Below are 15,338 nucleotides of genomic sequence, written 5' to 3' on the forward strand. Positions count from 1 at the left end.
ATGCGCTGGCGCGGCGGCCGATCCGGCGGCGCGGGGCGGCAAGATGTTGCCGGGCGGCCGGCAAGCCTTGCCGGAAGCACCATCGCGGTGGCGGCGGCACCGCCGCGTGCGATCGCCTCGCTATGGCGTGCCGGACTGCGTGCGACGAGCTGAGGGTTATGCCGTTCGATCTGGCCCATGGCTTGCAGACGACCGGGCATGGACCTCGGCACCTTCATCGATCCGACCGCGCTCGCCATCGTCGGGGGCGGTACGATCGCGAGCGCGATCCTGCGCACGCCGGCGGGCGATCTCGCGCGCGCGATCGCCGCGCTTGCTACGCTGCCGCGCCGCCGCTTCGCTGCCGAGCCGCTGTTGCAGCAGATCGCTGCGCTCGGCCGCATCGCACGGCGGCACGGCGCGATCGCGCTCGACAAGTCGGTGATCGCGGACGCCGATATCGCCGCCGCGGTCGCCGACATCGTCGATGGCCACGCGCCCGACGCGGTCGCCGTCCGCCTCGATCACCTGCGCCGCGCGCGCATCGAGCGGCATTGCGCCGCCGCCGACGCGTGGGCCGGCATGGCGGAGGCGGCGCCGGCGATGGGCATGGTCGGCACGCTCGTCGGGCTTGTCGCAATGTTCGTGCAGATGACCGATCCGCAGGCGATCGGCGGCGCGATGGCGGTGGCGCTGCTCGCGACGCTCTACGGCGCGCTGCTCGGCAATCTCGTCGCCATGCCGATCGCGAGCCGGCTGCGCGCCGCTGCCCGGAACGAAGCGTTCGAGCGCGCGCGGATCGTCGCGCCGCTCGTCGCACTCGCGACGCGCGAACAGCCGCGCCCTGTCAGCTTTACACCAATTCATCACGCCAGCGAGGCGGCATGACGCCGGCGCTCAGCCTCATCGCCGACGATTTTCCCGCTCCCGCGGCGGCGCGCCCGCTGTGGCTCGTCACGCTTGCCGATCTCGCGTTGCTGCTCGTCGGCTTCTTCGTCCTGCTGCAGGCGAACCAGCAGCTCGACCGGAAGGCGCTGGCGAGCGGCTTTCGCGCCGGCTTCGGCGCCTCGGCGGACAAGGGCGCACCCGATCCGCTGCCCGTCGCGGCGGCTGGCATGTTCAACTTCGCCCCCGGTAGCGCGACGCTGCCCGCCGCGCCCGACGGCCTCGTCGCCTGGGCGCGCGAGGCGACACGCGATCCGCGCGTATCGCTGCGCATCACCGCCGCGGTCGACGGCACGGCGGCCGACGTCGACCCCGATACCGGCAGCGCCGCCGTGCTGGCCGCCGATCGCGCGCGCGCCGTCGCCGCCGCGCTCGCTACGGTCGCCCCCGGCCGTCTCGTTATCCTCACCGCCGACCGGCCATCGCGCCGGCAGGTGGTCGTCACCCTGTCGTTTACCGGAGAGAAGAAGTGATCGCGCTCCTGCTGGCGCTCGGCGCCGCCGCCTTTCAGGATACTGCCGCGCTCGACCGCGCCGTTGCCGCCTTCACCGGCAAACCGATCGGCAGCGAGGGCGGGGCGCGCGCCGTGGTCGACCCGCGGCTGCGCCTCGCCCAATGTCCGACGGTCGCGCTGTCATGGCGCACCGACGCGCACGACGCCGTCGTCGTGTCTTGCGGCGGACCGGACTGGCGCATCTTCGTGCCAGTCGCGATGCCGCCACGCGCCGCGGTGATCGCGCGCGCCGCCGCCGCGCCGCTCCCCGCCGCAGCGGCGGAAAAAGTCATCCGCCGCGGCGATCCACTAGTGATTGAGGCGGGTTCGCCAGGCTTTGCGATCACCCGCGAGGGCGTCGCGATGGCCGATGCCGCCGCCGGCCAGCGGCTGATGGTGCGCGTCGACGGCGGCAAGATGCCGGTGCAGGCCGTCGCGTTGTCACCTGGCCGCGCGACGCTGCCCGGCTGGGGCGAGTAAAAAAATGCTAAAGTTCGTGCAGCGCCGGCCGTTTGTTGGATCGCAAAGGCGGCGAAGCAGGTGTTCCGATGGTCGATCCGATAGGGCCGAAATCCATAGCGACCGATCGCAGGATCGGGGCGATAGCCCGCGCGGTGTCGCCCCGCGCGGCGAACGGTGCCACCAGCCAGCCGCTCGCCACGCCGTCGACGCCGACGCTCGCGGCGCAGCTCGCCGCCAGCCCGCCGGTCGACGTCGAGCGCGTGGCGAAGATCAAGCGCGCGGTGGCGGAGGGCAATTTTCCGCTCTCGCCCGATACGATCGCCGATCGGCTGATCGCCGCCCGTTACGAATGGATGTCGCATGACCCGGCGTGACGCCCTGATTCGCGTGATCGACACGCTGCATCACGAGATCGCCGCGCTGAAGACGAACGACGTCGCCGGGCTCGAGCGCGCCACCTCGGCGAAGCTCACCGCGATCGAGACGTTGCAGCAGCTGGGCGACGGCCCGGCCGGCCCCGAACTGCGCGAGCTGGCGGACGAAGCCGATCGCCTCAACGACACATGCCGCATTTACGTCAACCTGATGGCGGCAAATGTTCGCCGCCGCCTGCAACTTCTGACCGGCGAGGGCGGCAACGCCTACCGCCGCGGCCCAGTCGCCTACGCTTGACCGCACACACCGGCGCCTAGGGCGCACGCGCTGACCGCCGACTGGCACACTCCTTGCTGCTTGCGTTCCCGAACAGGGAAGTGCCGCAGCAACGATGACCGTCAATGCCCTCAATACCGCGATCGGCCGGGTGCAGTCCGCGATCCAGCGCGCATCCGCGAAGACCGGGATCGATTTCGATTACCTGCTCGGCCAGGCGAAGGTCGAGAGCGGCTTCAACGCCGGCGCGCGGGCGCGTACCTCCTCGGCGAGCGGACTTTATCAGTTCATCGAACAGTCCTGGCTCGCGGTGGTGAAGGATCACGGCGCGGAGCACGGCATGGGCTGGGCCGCAAACGGCATCCAGCGCAGCGCTTCGGGCCGCCTTACCGTGACCGATCCGCAGATGAGGCGCGCAATCCTCGATCTGCGTAACGATCCCGAGGCCGCCTCGCTGATGGCGGCCGAGCATGCGTCGGACAACAAGGATGCGCTTGAAGCGAGCCTCGGCCGCGCCGCGACCGGCACCGATCTCTACATGGCGCATTTCCTGGGGCTGGGCGGGGCCAAGCAGTTCCTGAAGGCGATGCAGGTATCGCCCGAGCGCCCCGCCGCGAGCATGTTCCCCGCCGCTGCGGGCGCCAACCGCAACGTCTTCTACAATCGTGACGGTTCGGCGCGCTCGCTGACGGACGTCTACCAGCGCTTCGGCGCGAAACTGGGCGAGGGGGCAGGGGCTGCCGGCAGCACCGGCAATACCGGCAACGATCTGCCGCGCATGCAGTTCGCCGCGCAGATGCTCGACATGGAAGGCGCGACGGTGATCACCGGCGCCAACCAGTCTGCATCGGACGCGATGAACTGGGCCACCGCCGCCATGGGCCGCGCACCCGCGGGTGCGGCGGGCGTGACGCAGGCGAGCCTGCTGCGCCCGTCGCCCGACAATGCGCGCCTCGCCTACATGATGCTCGCGCGGATGGGAGGCTGAGGCGATGAAGCTGCTCGCCAACTCGCGCCAGGCGGCGCTCCCCGCCGCGATCCTGCTGCTCGTCGTCGTCATGGTCGTGCCGATCCCGGCCTTCCTGCTCGACGTGTTCTTCGTCGCCAACATCGCGATCAGCCTCGCAGTGCTGATGGTCGCGTTGAACGCGCAGAAGCCGCTCGACTTCTCCGCCTTTCCCACCGTGCTGCTGTTCGCCACGCTGTTCCGCCTCGGCCTCAACGTCGCCTCGACGCGCGTCGTGCTGGTCCACGGGCATGAGGGCGAGGCCGCGGCCGGCCATGTGATCGAGGCGTTCGGCAGCTTCCTGATCGGCGGCGACTATGTCGTCGGCATCTTCGTCTTCGCGATCCTGATGATCATCAACCTGATCGTGGTGACGAAGGGCGCAGGCCGCGTCTCCGAAGTCTCCGCGCGGTTCACGCTCGACGCGCTGCCCGGCAAGCAGATGGCGATCGACGCCGACTTGAACGCCGGGCTGATGACGCCGGAAGAGGCCAAGAAGCGCCGCGTCGAAGTCGCGACCGAAGCTGATTTCTACGGCTCGATGGACGGTTCGTCCAAGTTCGTGAAGGGCGACGCGATCGCCGCGATCCTGATCCTTGCGGCGAACATCATCGGCGGGCTGATTCTCGGCCCTGTCAGCCACGGCATGTCGATCGCCGATGCGGCGAAGGGCTATACGCTGCTCGCGATCGGCGACGCGCTGGTCGCGCAGCTGCCGTCGCTGATGCTGTCGATCGCCGCCGCCGCGATCGTTACCCGCGTCAGTTCAGAAAAGGATCTCGCCGGCCAGATCGGCAGCCAGTTCGGTTCGCCTCGCACCTGGGCGCCGGTCGCCGGCATTCTGGGCCTGCTCGGCGTTCTGCCGGGTATGCCGCACCTCATCCTGCTGCCCGCCGCCGGAATTGCGGGCTTCACCGCGTGGAAGCTCCACAAGATCGCGCAGCGACCCGCGCCGATCGAGGAAGCGCCCGCCGCCGAGCCGATCGACCAGTCGCGCATCGGCTGGGACGAGGTGACCGACGGGATGATGGTCAACCTCGACATCGGCTACGGCCTCGTGCCGCTGGTCGACGAGCGCAAGGGCGCGCCGCTGATGGGCCGGATCACCGGTGTGCGGCGGCAGCTGTCGAAGGAGCTCGGCTTCGTCGTGCCGCAGGTGAAGGTACGCGACGACATCAATCTCGCGCCCTACACCTACCGGCTCGTCGTCGGCGGCGTCGTGGTGGGCGAGGATCAGGTCTCGCCCGACGAGATGCTCGCGCTCGATACCGGCACCGGCTTCGGCGACCTGAAGGGCAAGAAGGCGAAAGATCCCACCTTCGGGCTCGACGCGACGTGGATCGCGCCGGGCGACGCCGATGCCGCGACCGGCGCTGGCTACCTCGTGGTCGATTCGGGCACTGTCATCGCCACGCACCTCAACCACGCACTCGGCCAGAACGCCGCCGACCTGCTCGGCGCCGACGAGGTCCAGGCGCTGCTCGACGGGCTGAAGGAGCGCAACCCGCAGCTCGTCGCCTCACTGGTGCCGCAGCCGCTGTCGCTCACCACGCTGACCGGCGTGCTCAAGGCGCTGCTCAACGAGGGCATCACCTTGAAGGAATTCCGCCGCATCGCCGCTGCGGTCGCGGTGATCGCGCAGCGCACGCAGGACGCCGACGAGATCGTCGAGCTGATCCGTCCCGAGCTTGGGCCCCTCATCATCCAGAAACTGTGCGGGGTGCGCGAGCCGCTGCGCGTGATGACGCTGGAGGGCGGGCTCGAGGGGCTGCTCGGCCAGGCGATGCGTGCCGATCCGTCGCGCCGCCACGTCATCGAGCCCGATCTTGGCCGCCGCATCGTCGACGCGCTGCAGCGCGCCGCGCAACCGATGATCGCCGAGGCCAAGCCGTTCGCGCTCGTCGTCCAGCCCGCGATCCGCGTCGCGATCCGCAAGCTCGTCAAAACCTGTCTGCCGGATACCCCCGTCATGAGCTTCTTCGAAGTCCCCGAGGACAAGGCGGTCGAGGTCGTCGCCGTGATCGGCGCGAACGACACGCACCCGGCGAACGGCATGCTGGGCGGCGGCCAGCCGCAGGCGCTCGCGGCATGAGCGCCGAGCCGCATCGCAGCGCGTTCGCGAACGCCGCGCCACTCACTTATAGTCCGCGTGCGCGCGCACGCGAGGAAGGCGCGCTGGTGCGCGAGCATCTGCCGCTCGTTCGCCGGCTCGCGTGGCACGTTCACGGCAGCGTCTCCACCGCGGTCGAGGTCGAGGATCTTGTTCAGACGGGTCTCGTCGCGCTGGTCGAGGCGGCCGCCGCGTTCGAAGATCGCGGGCAGGTCACCTTTCGGCAGTATCTCACCACCCGGCTGCGCGGCGCGATGATCGACGAGCTGCGCCGCCACGCCGCGATGACGCGCGGCGCGATCCGCCGTCGCCGCGATTATGCCCGCGCCGTTCAAGCGCTGACCGGCGAGCTTGGCCGCGCGCCGAGCGAGGCGCAGCTCGCCGCACGTCTCGGCGTCTCGGTTGATAAATTGCGGTCCGAATATGTCACCGCCGAGGCCGCCAAGTTCGATTCGATCGACGAGGTCTACAGCGACGACCAGCCCTGGTTCGCCAGCGACGAGCCGAACGCGTTCGATCAACTCGCCGAAGGGCAGCAGCGCGCGCGCCTCGTCGCCGCGATCGCCGCGTTGCCCGAACGCGAGCAGCTGGTGATCCAGCTCTACCACGTCGAGGAACTCAACCTGGAGGAGATCGGCGCGGTACTTGGCGTAGGGTCGGCGCGCGTCTGCCAGATCAAATCGGCGGCGCACGCCAAGCTCAAGAAGGCGCTGCTGCGCGCCGGTTAAGGCGGCGCCGGGCGGTAACCGCCTACGAATGTGTTATAAACTGCGACACTGACGCAGATTATGCCGAATCCCCGGAACGCCGTGATCGCCCCGCGCGTACCTCGGGGCGATGCCACAACCTGCCACACCCATGTTCCCCTGGCGCCACGTCGACCAGGAACGCTTCGAGACGCTGCTGCACGATCACGTCACCGATCGCCTGTTTCCGTGCGTCGGCGCCAAGGCCGCGCTTGCCCGCGGCACGCTCAACACGCTCGCCTGCAATCGGATCGACAGCGGTTGGGACGATCTGCGTATCCATGACGGACTGATGCGCTTCGCCGAGGCGTATCGCGAGGAGCCCGGCCTGTTCCGCAGCTTCGCGGTCGTCTTCGACGGACCCGACGATCTCGACGAGCCGAGCTTCGAGCGCGCGCTCTGGTCGCGCATCCAGTCGCTGTCGGACAAGGACGTGTGGCGCGGGCAGGCATATGACGCGCGCGTCAGCCACGATCCCGACGATCCGCACTTCTCCTTGAGCTTCGGCGGCGAGGCGTTCTTCGTCGTCGGCCTCCACCCTAACGCCAGCCGCCCGGCGCGCCGCTTCGACAAACCGACGCTGGTGTTCAACCTGCACGACCAGTTCGAGACGCTGCGCGCGACCGGCCAGTATGAGGGGATGCGCGAGAAGATCCTGGTGCGCGACGAGAAGCTCGCCGGATCACGCAACCCGATGCTGGCGCGCCACGGCGCGTCGAGCGAGGCGCGGCAATATAGCGGCCGCGTCGTGGACGACGCCTGGGCGTGCCCGTTTCACTACAGCGGCGACAACGGCTAGTCCTGCTGCGATGCCCGTCGAAACTGCCGCAACCAGGCTGAACCCCGCGACCCGCATCCCCGAGCGCAGCGGCACCGCGTTCCGTCTCGCCGCCGGCGCGTTGCTCGAGGTGATCGATCCTATGGGGTGCCAGGTGTCGGACCTGCTCGCCTTCAACGCCGATGACGTGGGCGAGGCGATCTCCGCCGGGCGTACGTTCGATTACGCCGAGACGATCTATCTCACCACCGGCCACAGCCTCTACTCGAACCGCTCGCGTCCCATGCTGGAGATCGTCGCTGACGACGTCGGGCGGCACGACTTTCTCCTGACGCCGTGCAGCGTAGATACCTTTCGGCATTTCTACCCGGACAAGCCGGTGCATCGCGGCTGTTTCGGCAACCTCGCCGCTGCGCTCGCGCCCTATGGCATCACGGAGGACATGATCCCCAGCGCGTTCAATTGTTTCATGAACGTGCCGGTCGATGGCGAGACGGGCAAGCTGCGTGTCCTGCCGCCGATCAGCAAGGCCGGCGACCGCATCACCTTTCGCGCGGCGATGGATCTCGTCGTCGGCCTCACCGCCTGTTCGGCGTACGCGTCGAACGGCGGCAGCTTCAAGCCGGTCGACTATCTGATCCGCTAGGCCGGCGCCGCCGCGGCGGCGCGGCCGGCGGCCTTTTCACAAACGGCAAACCCCGGCTGCCGCGCGGCAACCGGGGTTCGTGATCGGCACCCGCACCCGATGTGGGGGCGGCGCCGGTGCCGAGCGATCGGTGATTAGCCGAGCAGCTTCAGCACGCCCTGCTGCGACTGGTTCGCCTGGCTGAGCATCGCGGTCGACGCCTGGCTGAGAATCTGCGCCTTGGCGAGCGCGGTCGATTCCTCGGAGAAGTCCGCGTCCTCGATTCGGCTGCGTGCGTCGGACAGGTTGGTGGCGTTGCTGGTCAGGTTGTTGACGGCGCTCTCCAGGCGGTTCTGGGCGGCGCCGAGACCCGAGCGAACCGTTGCGACACTGGCCAGCGCGTCATCATAATTCTCGAGCGTTACGCCGTCCTGGATCGTGTCGTCGGTGAAGTTGACGACCAGGTTGAGCGACGAGCCCGTCGAAGGCGTCGTGTCGTCGCCCTCCTCGAAATCGGCGGTCAAGTCGGACAGGTCCAGATCGATCGTGTCGTCGGCATTCGCGCCGGCCTGGATCGTCACCGTCGCCGCGTCCGTGCCGAACAGCGACTTGCCGTTGAACTTGGTGTTGGTGATCACCGAGTTGATCTGCTTGGCGAGCTGCTTCTGCTCCGATTCGATGCTCGTCTTGTCGTCATCCGAATAGGTGCCGTTTTCCTTCTGCACGGCAAGCTCGCGCATGCGCTGAAGCATGTTGCTGACTTCGTCGAGCGCGCCTTCGGCGGTCTGCGCCAGGCTGATGCCGTCGTTGGCGTTGCGGATGCCCTGGTTCATGCCCTTGATCTGCGCGGTCATCGAGCTGGCGATGGCGAGGCCGGCGGCGTCGTCCTTTGCCGAGTTGATGCGCTTACCGGTCGACAGGCGCTCCATCGCGGTCGACAGCGCCGACTGTGCCTTGGCCGATGCGTTCGACGCGCGCAGCGCCGAGATGTTGCTTCCGATGACGCTCATGTGAAATCTCCAATTGTCCGGCGTCCCCCACCGCCCCCAAGGCGAAGGCCGGACGACCCGGCAGTGGAAACGGCCGTTCCCGGCGCGACTTTAGAAATAATTTTCGCCGGCGCTTTCGATCGCGAACGCCGCATGTCGGTGGCACGAAAAACCCCGGCAACGGTCGTTGCCGGGGTGTCCCGCCACCCGCGAGGGTGGAACCACGGAGCCGACACCCTCGAAGGGGGGCGGCGCCGGCACCGAAGTCTGGTTCAGCCGAGCAGGCGCATCACGCCCTGCTGCGACTGGTTCGCCTGGCTGAGCATCGCGGTCGACGCCTGGCTGAGGATCTGCGCCTTGGCGAGCGCGGTCGATTCCTCCGAGAAGTCGGCGTCCTCGATCCGGCTGCGCGCGTCGGACAGGTTGGTGGCGTTGCTGGTCAGGTTGTTGACCGCGCTTTCGAGACGGTTTTGCGCCGCGCCGAGGCCCGAGCGAACGGTTGCGATGCTCGACAGCGCGTCATCGTAATCTTCGAGGCTGGCGTCGGTCAGCGCGGTTTCGTTGTCGAAGTCGACCACTTTTGCCAGCGACGATCCGGTGGCCGGATCCTCGTCGGTCGCCTCGGTGAATTCTTCCTTCAGGTCCGACAGGTCGATCGTGATCGTATCGTCGGCATTGGCGCCGGCTTGGATATCGATGCTCGCGACATCGCCGCTGAACAGCGCCTTGCCGTTGAACTTGGTGTTGTTGATCACCGAGTTGATCTGCTTGGCGAGTTGCTTCTGCTCCGATTCGATGCTGGTCTTGTCGTCGTCGGAATAGGTGCCGTTTTCCTTCTGCACCGACAGTTCGCGCATGCGCTGGAGCATGTTGCTGACTTCGTCGAGCGCACCTTCGGCGGTCTGCGCCAGGCTGATGCCGTCGTTGGCGTTGCGGACACCCTGGTTCATGCCCTTGATCTGCGCGGTCATCGAGCTGGCGATGGCGAGGCCGGCGGCGTCGTCCTTGGCCGAGTTGATGCGCTTGCCGGTCGACAGGCGCTCCATCGAGGTCGCGAGCATCTTGCCGGCGCTGGTCGACGCATTGGCGGCGCGCAGCGCCGACGTGTTGGAAGCGATAACGGTCATGGTGATCTCCGTATGGGTCTCGACGCGAACGCTGCCCCCCTTGCGGGCGTCGATCCGTCGCCACCCCAAACGGCCACCCACCGGCAAACTTTAGCCGATTTCTGCCGGCGACCGGCAAATCGCCGCCGGTCGCGCGCGCCCGTGGCGTGCCCGTGATGCGCGCGCCCTCACGTACGTACGTGGGTACGCGGCGCGGGTGTGGGCGCGCGTCCACGCGCCCGGAAATATTCTGCCGGCCGGTTGCCGGCGAAACCGGTCGTTAACCACTTTGGCGGCATCAGCAGCGTCGTTCCGAAGGAGGAAGACCTTGCGTTCGATCGTTCCCACCGCCGCGATTGCCGATGCCCATATCGCGCTCGTCTCGTCGCTGCGCGCCCAGGGGTTCAGCGTCGCTGCCGCCGGCACGCGGCCGCAGGCCGATACCGCGTGGCTTGTCGCGCCGGGCGAGGCCTCGCCCGTGCCGTCGCGCACGGTGGTGCTGTCACGCGGCGAACGGCAGGTGGTGCCGTATCGCGACGGCGCGCCCGCGCGGCTGACGTTCGATCACGCCGACGCCGTTGTCGGCAACGCCTTCGTCCGCGCGCTCGCCGGCGGGCCCGAATTGCCGACGGCGGCCGATCCCGAGAGCCTGGCGCTCTACGCGCTCGCCGAGCGGGTCGCCGAGGCGGACATCACCGTCCTCATCAACGGCCCCACCGGCACCGGCAAGGAAGTGCTTGCGCGCACGATCCATCGCAATTCGGCGCGTCGCGACGGCCCGTTCATCGCGATCAACTGCGCCGCGCTGCCGGAGACGATGCTCGAGGCGATGCTGTTCGGCCACGTGAAGGGCAGCTTCACCGGCGCCTCGTCGGGTGGCGACGGCTTCTTCCGCGCGGCGCACGGCGGCACGATCGTGCTCGACGAGATCGCCGAGATGCCGCTGCCGCTCCAGGCCAAGCTGCTGCGCGTGCTGCAGGAGCGCGAGGTGGTGCCGATCGGTGCGACGCACCCGGTGCCGATCGACGTGCGCGTCGTCGCCTGCGCCAACCGCGATCTCCAGGCCGAAGTCGCCGCCGGCCGGTTCCGCGCCGATCTCTACTACCGCCTCTCGGTATTCCCGCTCACCACGCGGCCGCTGGCGGATCGCCCGCAGGACGTGCCCGCGCTCGTCGCGACGATGATCCTGCGCCACGCCGGCACGCGCGCCGTCGTGCCGTGGCCGTCGGACGCCGCGATCGCACGGCTCGTCGGTCACGACTGGCCCGGCAACGTGCGCGAACTGGAAAACGTGATCCAGCGCGCGCTGCTGTTCTGCGGCGGCGCGACGATCGAGGCCGAGCATATCGTGTTCGACCGCCCGGCCGCGCCGCGCCTCGCCGCCGTGCCATCGTGCGATGAGCCGGCAACGCTCGGCCATGTCGTCCAGCTCTCCGAATTCGCCGCGATCCGCGAGACGATGAAGGCGTGCGGCGGCAATCGCATCGAGACCGCCCGCCGGCTCGGCATTTCGGAACGAACCTTGCGTTACCGCCTGGCGAAGGCGCGCGAGCAGGGTGAGGAGATCGCCGCGCCGCATGATCGGAGGTTGACGGCATGAGTGGGGTCGGGGGTGTCGGCGGGATCGACCGGGTGATGGCGCTGCGCGCGCAGATCCTAGAACGCAACGCCGCCTTGAGCCGCGCCAACGCGACTGCCGCTGCCGCGCCGAGTGCGCCGGCATCGGGCGCGCAGCAGGCGGGCAGCTTCGCCGCGACGATGGAGAACGCGCTCCAGTCGGTGAACAACCAGGCGCAGAAGGCGTCGGCGCTGTCCGAAGCCTATGAGCGCGGCGAGACGGTGGACATCGCCAAGGTGATGCTCGCTCGCCAGGAAGCGTCGGTCGGCTTCGAGGCGACGCTTCAGGTCCGCAACAAGATCCTGTCCGCCTACAAGGACATCATGAGCATGCCGGTCTGATATGGCAAACGCACTCGCCCCTTCGAACCCGATCATCGCCGAACGCTTCGCCAACCCGCTGAAGCAGATCCAGGGCGTGTTCGCGCAGCCCGCAGTGCGCCGCGCCGGGCCGATGGCGCTGATGGTCGGGCTGATCGGCGCCTCCGCGCTCGCCTGGTCCGCGCTGTCGGGCGCGCCGCAGAAGACGCTGTTCAGCGGGCTGCCCGACGCCGACAAGGCCGCGGTGACCTCCGCGCTCAGCGCTGCGAGCATCGACAGCCAGATCGACGAGGGCACCAACGCCGTCACCGTCAACGAGGAGGATTACTCGCGCGCGCGGCTGCTGCTCGCCGGGCAGGGCCTGCCCAAGGCGGCGCCCGGCGGCTACGCGATCCTAGACCAGCTGCCGATGGGCGTCAGCCGCGCCGTCGAGGGCGAGCGCCTGCGCCAGGCGCGCGAGACGGAGCTCGCGCGGTCGATCCAGGAGATCGACGCCGTCGTCGAGGCGCGCGTCCACCTTGCGATGCCTGAGGCGAGCGTCTTCGTGCGCGACAATGCGCAGCCCAGCGCTTCCGTCGTCGTCAAGTTGCAGGGCGGGCGGGCGCTGTCCGACGCGCAGGTCCAGTCGATCATCAACCTCGTCGCCTCTTCGGTGCCCGGCATGAAGCCCGAGGCGGTGACGATCGTCGACCAGATGGGCGCGCTCCTGTCGAAGCCGGGCGGCGTCGGCGAGAGCGGCAGCGATCAGCGCATCACGCTCCAGCGGCGGCTCGAGGACAAATATCGCGCGCAGCTGATCCAGCTACTGACGCCGCTCGTCGGCGCGGGCAATTTCACCGCCGAGGTGCAGGCCGACGTCAACATGGACGAGACATCGGCGACGCGCGAGAGTTTCGAGAAGCAGGGTGTCGTGCGCGCGGAGACTGGCGCGTGGACGGGCAACCAGGCCCCCGGCAGCCAGGCGCCCGGCGGCATTCCCGGCGCGCTCAGCAACACGCCCCCACCGGCGAGCACGCTGCAACAGCCGCAGGCCGCGGTTGGCGCCGACGGTCGGCCGGTTCCCGCCGGCCAGGCGGTCGCCGGCGGCCCCGCACCCGACGCCAACAAGCAGTCCGATCAGTTCGCGCGTTCGTACGACTTGGGCAAGGAAGTATCGGTGACGCGCGCCGCACCCGGCGGGATCAAGCGCCTGTCGGTTGCCGTCCTGCTGCGCGATCCTGAAAAGGGCCGGCGCACCGCGGCGGAGATCAACCAGATCACGCAGCTCGTCCGCTCCGCGGTCGGCTTCGATCAGGCGCGCAACGATCAGGTGACGGTGATCAGCCGCAAGTTCGCCGGCAGCGACGCGGAAGAAGGCAATGGCCCGGCGTGGTACGACAATAACTGGCTGCCGGTGGTGGCGCGCAACGTTACCGCGATCCTCATCGCGCTGCTGGTGCTGCTGCTCGGCGTGCGTCCACTGCTCAAGACGATGACGAAGAAGAAGGACGAGACGGGCGATCCCGCGACGCGTCCGGGGCTTGGCCGCGCGATCGGCAGCGCCTCGGGCGAGGATGGCGACGTGAATGAACCGGGCGCTCCGGGCATGATCGCGGTCGCGCCGCCGGTGACGCTCGACGAGATCGAGGCCGGCCGCAATTATGACGAGCGGATCGGCGCGGTGCGCGGCTTCACACGCGACAATCCGGCGCGTGCCGCGCTTGCGGTGCGTGACATGATGAAGGCGCCGGCATTGTGAGCGCCGAGATCCCGCTGCGAACCTTCACCGGAACGGAGCGCGCCGCAGTGCTGATGATGCTCGTCGGCGAGGACGAGGCGGCATCGATCCTCCAGAAGCTCGAGCCCGACGAGGTGCGCGAGCTGGGCCGCGCGATGTTCACCGTCGCCGATGTCAGCGAGGCGGACGTCGAAGGCGTGCTCGACGATTTCGTCGGCCGCGCGCGCGAGCGCACCGGCATCACCTTCGATCCGCGGCCCAAGATCGAGGCGGTGATGCACCGCGCGCTCGGCCAGGAGAAGGCGGAGAGTGTGCTCGCCCGTATCACCCCGCCCGAGGCGGCGTGCGAGATCGACCTGCTCGACTGGCTGGACGCGACTGACATTGCCGCGATGATCGAGAAGGAGCATCCGCAGATCGCCGCGGTGCTGATCGCCAACCTCGATCCCGCGGTCGGCGCCCAGGTGCTCGAACTGCTTCCTGACGCGGCGCAGCCCGAGATCCTGCACCGCATCGCCAAGCTCGGGCCGATCACGCCGGAAGCGGTCGACACGCTGAAGACGATGATCGCCAACCGCTCGTCGGCGGGCGGGCAGGGCGCGCAGGTGAAGCTGGGCGGCACGCGCGAGGCGGCCAAGATCCTCCAGGGGGCGCGGAAGGCGACCGAGCAGCGTGTGATGCCCAAGCTGTTCAAGCTCGACAAGGAAACCGCGAAGCAGATCGAGGAGGCGATGTTCGTCTTCGACAACCTGCTCGACATGGACGACAAGAACCTTGGCACGCTGATCCGCAACGTCGACAGCGACATCCTGACGCGCGCGCTGAAGGGCGTCGATGAGATCGCGCGCAACCGCTTCCTCGGCTGCATGTCGGCGCGCGCCGCCGACGGCATCCGCGACGAAATGGAAGCGCGCGGCCCGATGAAGCTGAGCGAGGTGCTCGAGGCGCAGAAGGTCATCATCCAGATCGCCCGCACGCTCGCCAAGGACGGCACGATCATGATGGGCGGCGGCGAGGACGATTATGTTTGAGGCGGCACAACCGTTCGTCGTCGGCCTGTCCGCGCGGCACGACGACGCCGCGCTCCGGCTGCAACGCGTCTTCGCCGACCGCCCGGCGGGGTTCGCACCGGCCGATCTGATCGCGCGGATCGAGAACGCGTTCGGCACCGAAGCCGGCCCGCGCAGCTATGCCCCCGCCGATCCTTCGGTGAACCCGACCGAGGGGTGGGACCCGCTCGATCCGATCGTGACCGACGCGCCGTTCCTCGACCCGATCGAGGAAGCGCGGCGTGAAGGGTACGACGAAGGATTCGCCGCGGCGCAGGCAGCGCACGATGCCGCCAGCCGCCGCGATCTCGATCTGCTGGAAGGCGTGCTTGCAGCGCTCAAGTCCGACGATCGCATTGATCGCGACCGGATCGCCGCGCAACTGCGCCAGACGGTACTTCATCTCGTCACCCGGCTGGTCGGCGAGGTTGGTATTTCCGCCGACCTGCTCGCCGGGCGGGTCGAGGCGGCGGCGGAACTGCTCGCCGATGCGTCGGAGAGTGCGATCTTGCGGGTCGCAGCCGCCGACGTGGCGCTGCTCGACGGGCGCCTGCCCGCGTCGATCTTCGCGGTCGGCGACCCGGCACTGGCGCGGGGAACCTTCGTGCTTGAGGCCGCGTCGACGATCGTCGAGGACGGGCCGGCGCTGTGGCTCGAACAGCTGACCCACGCGCTCGACAAGGTCGCGGTGCCCCCGGCCGCCTGACCGGCCGATCGCCACCCGTTCGATCCCGCCAAGGACCC

The 15,338-nt window shown here is 68.9% G+C and carries 17 protein-coding genes; 15 read left to right on the top strand and 2 right to left on the bottom strand.

What is annotated here, in order from left to right; all coding sequences use genetic code 11:
• Positions 1-198: 198 nt before the first annotated feature.
• The 10 genes from B7L05_RS00635 (at position 199) to B7L05_RS00680 (ending at position 7,816) form a co-directional block, all read left to right on the top strand.
• The gene (locus B7L05_RS00635) at positions 199-867 is read left to right on the top strand and encodes a motility protein A (RefSeq protein ID WP_085808280.1); all 669 of its coding nucleotides are present in this window, start codon (positions 199-201) and stop codon (positions 865-867) included.
• Positions 864-1,397 carry a flagellar motor protein MotB gene (locus B7L05_RS00640; RefSeq protein ID WP_179187077.1) on the top strand — a complete coding sequence of 178 codons (534 nt, stop codon included), beginning with the start codon at positions 864-866 and terminating at the stop codon, positions 1,395-1,397. The genes B7L05_RS00635 and B7L05_RS00640 overlap by 4 nt, the downstream gene beginning before the upstream one ends.
• Entirely contained in the window at positions 1,394-1,897 is a 504-nt protein-coding gene (locus B7L05_RS00645) for a flagella basal body P-ring formation protein FlgA (RefSeq protein ID WP_307718241.1), read from the top strand. The genes B7L05_RS00640 and B7L05_RS00645 overlap by 4 nt, the downstream gene beginning before the upstream one ends.
• A gap of 134 nt (positions 1,898-2,031) precedes the next feature.
• Positions 2,032-2,253, top strand: coding sequence for a flagellar biosynthesis anti-sigma factor FlgM (gene flgM, locus B7L05_RS00650; RefSeq protein WP_256926545.1), 222 nt, complete (start codon positions 2,032-2,034; stop codon positions 2,251-2,253).
• Positions 2,240-2,551, top strand: a complete 312-nt coding sequence (locus B7L05_RS00655; protein ID WP_085808282.1) for a flagellar protein FlgN — start codon at positions 2,240-2,242, stop codon at positions 2,549-2,551. The genes flgM and B7L05_RS00655 overlap by 14 nt, the downstream gene beginning before the upstream one ends.
• A 94-nt stretch (positions 2,552-2,645) precedes the next feature.
• Complete coding sequence (locus B7L05_RS00660; protein ID WP_085808283.1) at positions 2,646-3,518, top strand: lytic transglycosylase domain-containing protein; 873 nt, start codon at positions 2,646-2,648, stop codon at positions 3,516-3,518.
• Positions 3,519-3,522: 4 nt separating this feature from the next.
• The gene (gene flhA / locus B7L05_RS00665) at positions 3,523-5,628 is read left to right on the top strand and encodes a flagellar biosynthesis protein FlhA (protein ID WP_085808284.1); all 2,106 of its coding nucleotides are present in this window, start codon (positions 3,523-3,525) and stop codon (positions 5,626-5,628) included.
• Positions 5,625-6,374 carry a FliA/WhiG family RNA polymerase sigma factor gene (locus tag B7L05_RS00670; protein WP_085808285.1) on the top strand — a complete coding sequence of 250 codons (750 nt, stop codon included), beginning with the start codon at positions 5,625-5,627 and terminating at the stop codon, positions 6,372-6,374. The genes flhA and B7L05_RS00670 overlap by 4 nt, the downstream gene beginning before the upstream one ends.
• Positions 6,375-6,504: 130 nt before the next feature.
• Positions 6,505-7,191: a guanitoxin biosynthesis heme-dependent pre-guanitoxin N-hydroxylase GntA gene (gntA, locus tag B7L05_RS00675; RefSeq protein ID WP_256926546.1), complete on the top strand. Its 687-nt coding sequence runs from the start codon at positions 6,505-6,507 to the stop codon at positions 7,189-7,191.
• Between the two features lie 10 nt (positions 7,192-7,201).
• Positions 7,202-7,816, top strand: a complete 615-nt coding sequence (locus B7L05_RS00680; RefSeq protein WP_085808287.1) for a DUF1989 domain-containing protein — start codon at positions 7,202-7,204, stop codon at positions 7,814-7,816.
• A 134-nt stretch (positions 7,817-7,950) separates the two neighbouring features.
• On the opposite strand, the gene B7L05_RS00685 is transcribed toward B7L05_RS00680, so the two are convergent.
• Together B7L05_RS00685 and B7L05_RS00690 are read right to left on the bottom strand one after the other, a co-directional pair.
• Positions 7,951-8,805, bottom strand: coding sequence for a flagellin (locus B7L05_RS00685; RefSeq protein WP_085808288.1), 855 nt, complete (start codon positions 8,803-8,805; stop codon positions 7,951-7,953).
• Between the two features lie 251 nt (positions 8,806-9,056).
• Positions 9,057-9,911, bottom strand: a complete 855-nt coding sequence (locus B7L05_RS00690) for a flagellin (RefSeq protein WP_085808289.1) — start codon at positions 9,909-9,911, stop codon at positions 9,057-9,059.
• 307 nt (positions 9,912-10,218) lie between these two features.
• On the opposite strand from B7L05_RS00690, the gene B7L05_RS00695 reads away from it, so the two are divergent.
• Genes B7L05_RS00695 through B7L05_RS00715 form a run of 5 tightly spaced genes read left to right on the top strand, consistent with a single transcriptional unit; the run spans position 10,219 to position 15,300 of the window.
• Positions 10,219-11,490, top strand: a complete 1,272-nt coding sequence (locus B7L05_RS00695) for a sigma-54-dependent Fis family transcriptional regulator (protein ID WP_085808290.1) — start codon at positions 10,219-10,221, stop codon at positions 11,488-11,490.
• Entirely contained in the window at positions 11,487-11,849 is a 363-nt protein-coding gene (fliE, locus tag B7L05_RS00700; RefSeq protein WP_085808291.1) for a flagellar hook-basal body complex protein FliE, read from the top strand. The genes B7L05_RS00695 and fliE overlap by 4 nt, the downstream gene beginning before the upstream one ends.
• 1 nt (position 11,850) lies before the next feature.
• Positions 11,851-13,566, top strand: coding sequence for a flagellar basal-body MS-ring/collar protein FliF (fliF, locus tag B7L05_RS00705; RefSeq protein ID WP_085808292.1), 1,716 nt, complete (start codon positions 11,851-11,853; stop codon positions 13,564-13,566).
• Positions 13,563-14,576 carry a flagellar motor switch protein FliG gene (gene fliG / locus B7L05_RS00710; RefSeq protein ID WP_085808293.1) on the top strand — a complete coding sequence of 338 codons (1,014 nt, stop codon included), beginning with the start codon at positions 13,563-13,565 and terminating at the stop codon, positions 14,574-14,576. The genes fliF and fliG overlap by 4 nt, the downstream gene beginning before the upstream one ends.
• Positions 14,569-15,300 carry a flagellar biosynthesis protein FliH gene (locus tag B7L05_RS00715; protein ID WP_085808294.1) on the top strand — a complete coding sequence of 244 codons (732 nt, stop codon included), beginning with the start codon at positions 14,569-14,571 and terminating at the stop codon, positions 15,298-15,300. The genes fliG and B7L05_RS00715 overlap by 8 nt, the downstream gene beginning before the upstream one ends.
• Positions 15,301-15,338 lie beyond the last annotated feature (38 nt).

Source organism: Sphingomonas sp. TZW2008, from assembly GCF_002117915.1.
Taxonomy (GTDB): Bacteria; Pseudomonadota; Alphaproteobacteria; order Sphingomonadales; family Sphingomonadaceae; genus Sphingomonas.

Bases quoted from the DNA above. Each gene is read 5' to 3' on its own strand.
- B7L05_RS00635 (WP_085808280.1), top strand. From the start codon at position 199: ATGGACCTCGGCACCTTCATCGATCCGACCGCGCTCGCCATCGTCGGG.
- B7L05_RS00640 (WP_179187077.1), top strand. From the start codon at position 864: ATGACGCCGGCGCTCAGCCTCATCGCCGACGATTTTCCCGCTCCCGCG.
- B7L05_RS00655 (WP_085808282.1), top strand. From the start codon at position 2,240: ATGACCCGGCGTGACGCCCTGATTCGCGTGATCGACACGCTGCATCAC.
- B7L05_RS00660 (WP_085808283.1), top strand. From the start codon at position 2,646: ATGACCGTCAATGCCCTCAATACCGCGATCGGCCGGGTGCAGTCCGCG.
- flhA (WP_085808284.1), top strand. From the start codon at position 3,523: ATGAAGCTGCTCGCCAACTCGCGCCAGGCGGCGCTCCCCGCCGCGATC.
- B7L05_RS00670 (WP_085808285.1), top strand. From the start codon at position 5,625: ATGAGCGCCGAGCCGCATCGCAGCGCGTTCGCGAACGCCGCGCCACTC.
- gntA (WP_256926546.1), top strand. From the start codon at position 6,505: ATGTTCCCCTGGCGCCACGTCGACCAGGAACGCTTCGAGACGCTGCTG.
- B7L05_RS00680 (WP_085808287.1), top strand. From the start codon at position 7,202: ATGCCCGTCGAAACTGCCGCAACCAGGCTGAACCCCGCGACCCGCATC.
- B7L05_RS00685 (WP_085808288.1), bottom strand. From the start codon at position 8,805: ATGAGCGTCATCGGAAGCAACATCTCGGCGCTGCGCGCGTCGAACGCA.
- B7L05_RS00690 (WP_085808289.1), bottom strand. From the start codon at position 9,911: ATGACCGTTATCGCTTCCAACACGTCGGCGCTGCGCGCCGCCAATGCG.
- fliE (WP_085808291.1), top strand. From the start codon at position 11,487: ATGAGTGGGGTCGGGGGTGTCGGCGGGATCGACCGGGTGATGGCGCTG.
- fliF (WP_085808292.1), top strand. From the start codon at position 11,851: ATGGCAAACGCACTCGCCCCTTCGAACCCGATCATCGCCGAACGCTTC.
- B7L05_RS00715 (WP_085808294.1), top strand. From the start codon at position 14,569: ATGTTTGAGGCGGCACAACCGTTCGTCGTCGGCCTGTCCGCGCGGCAC.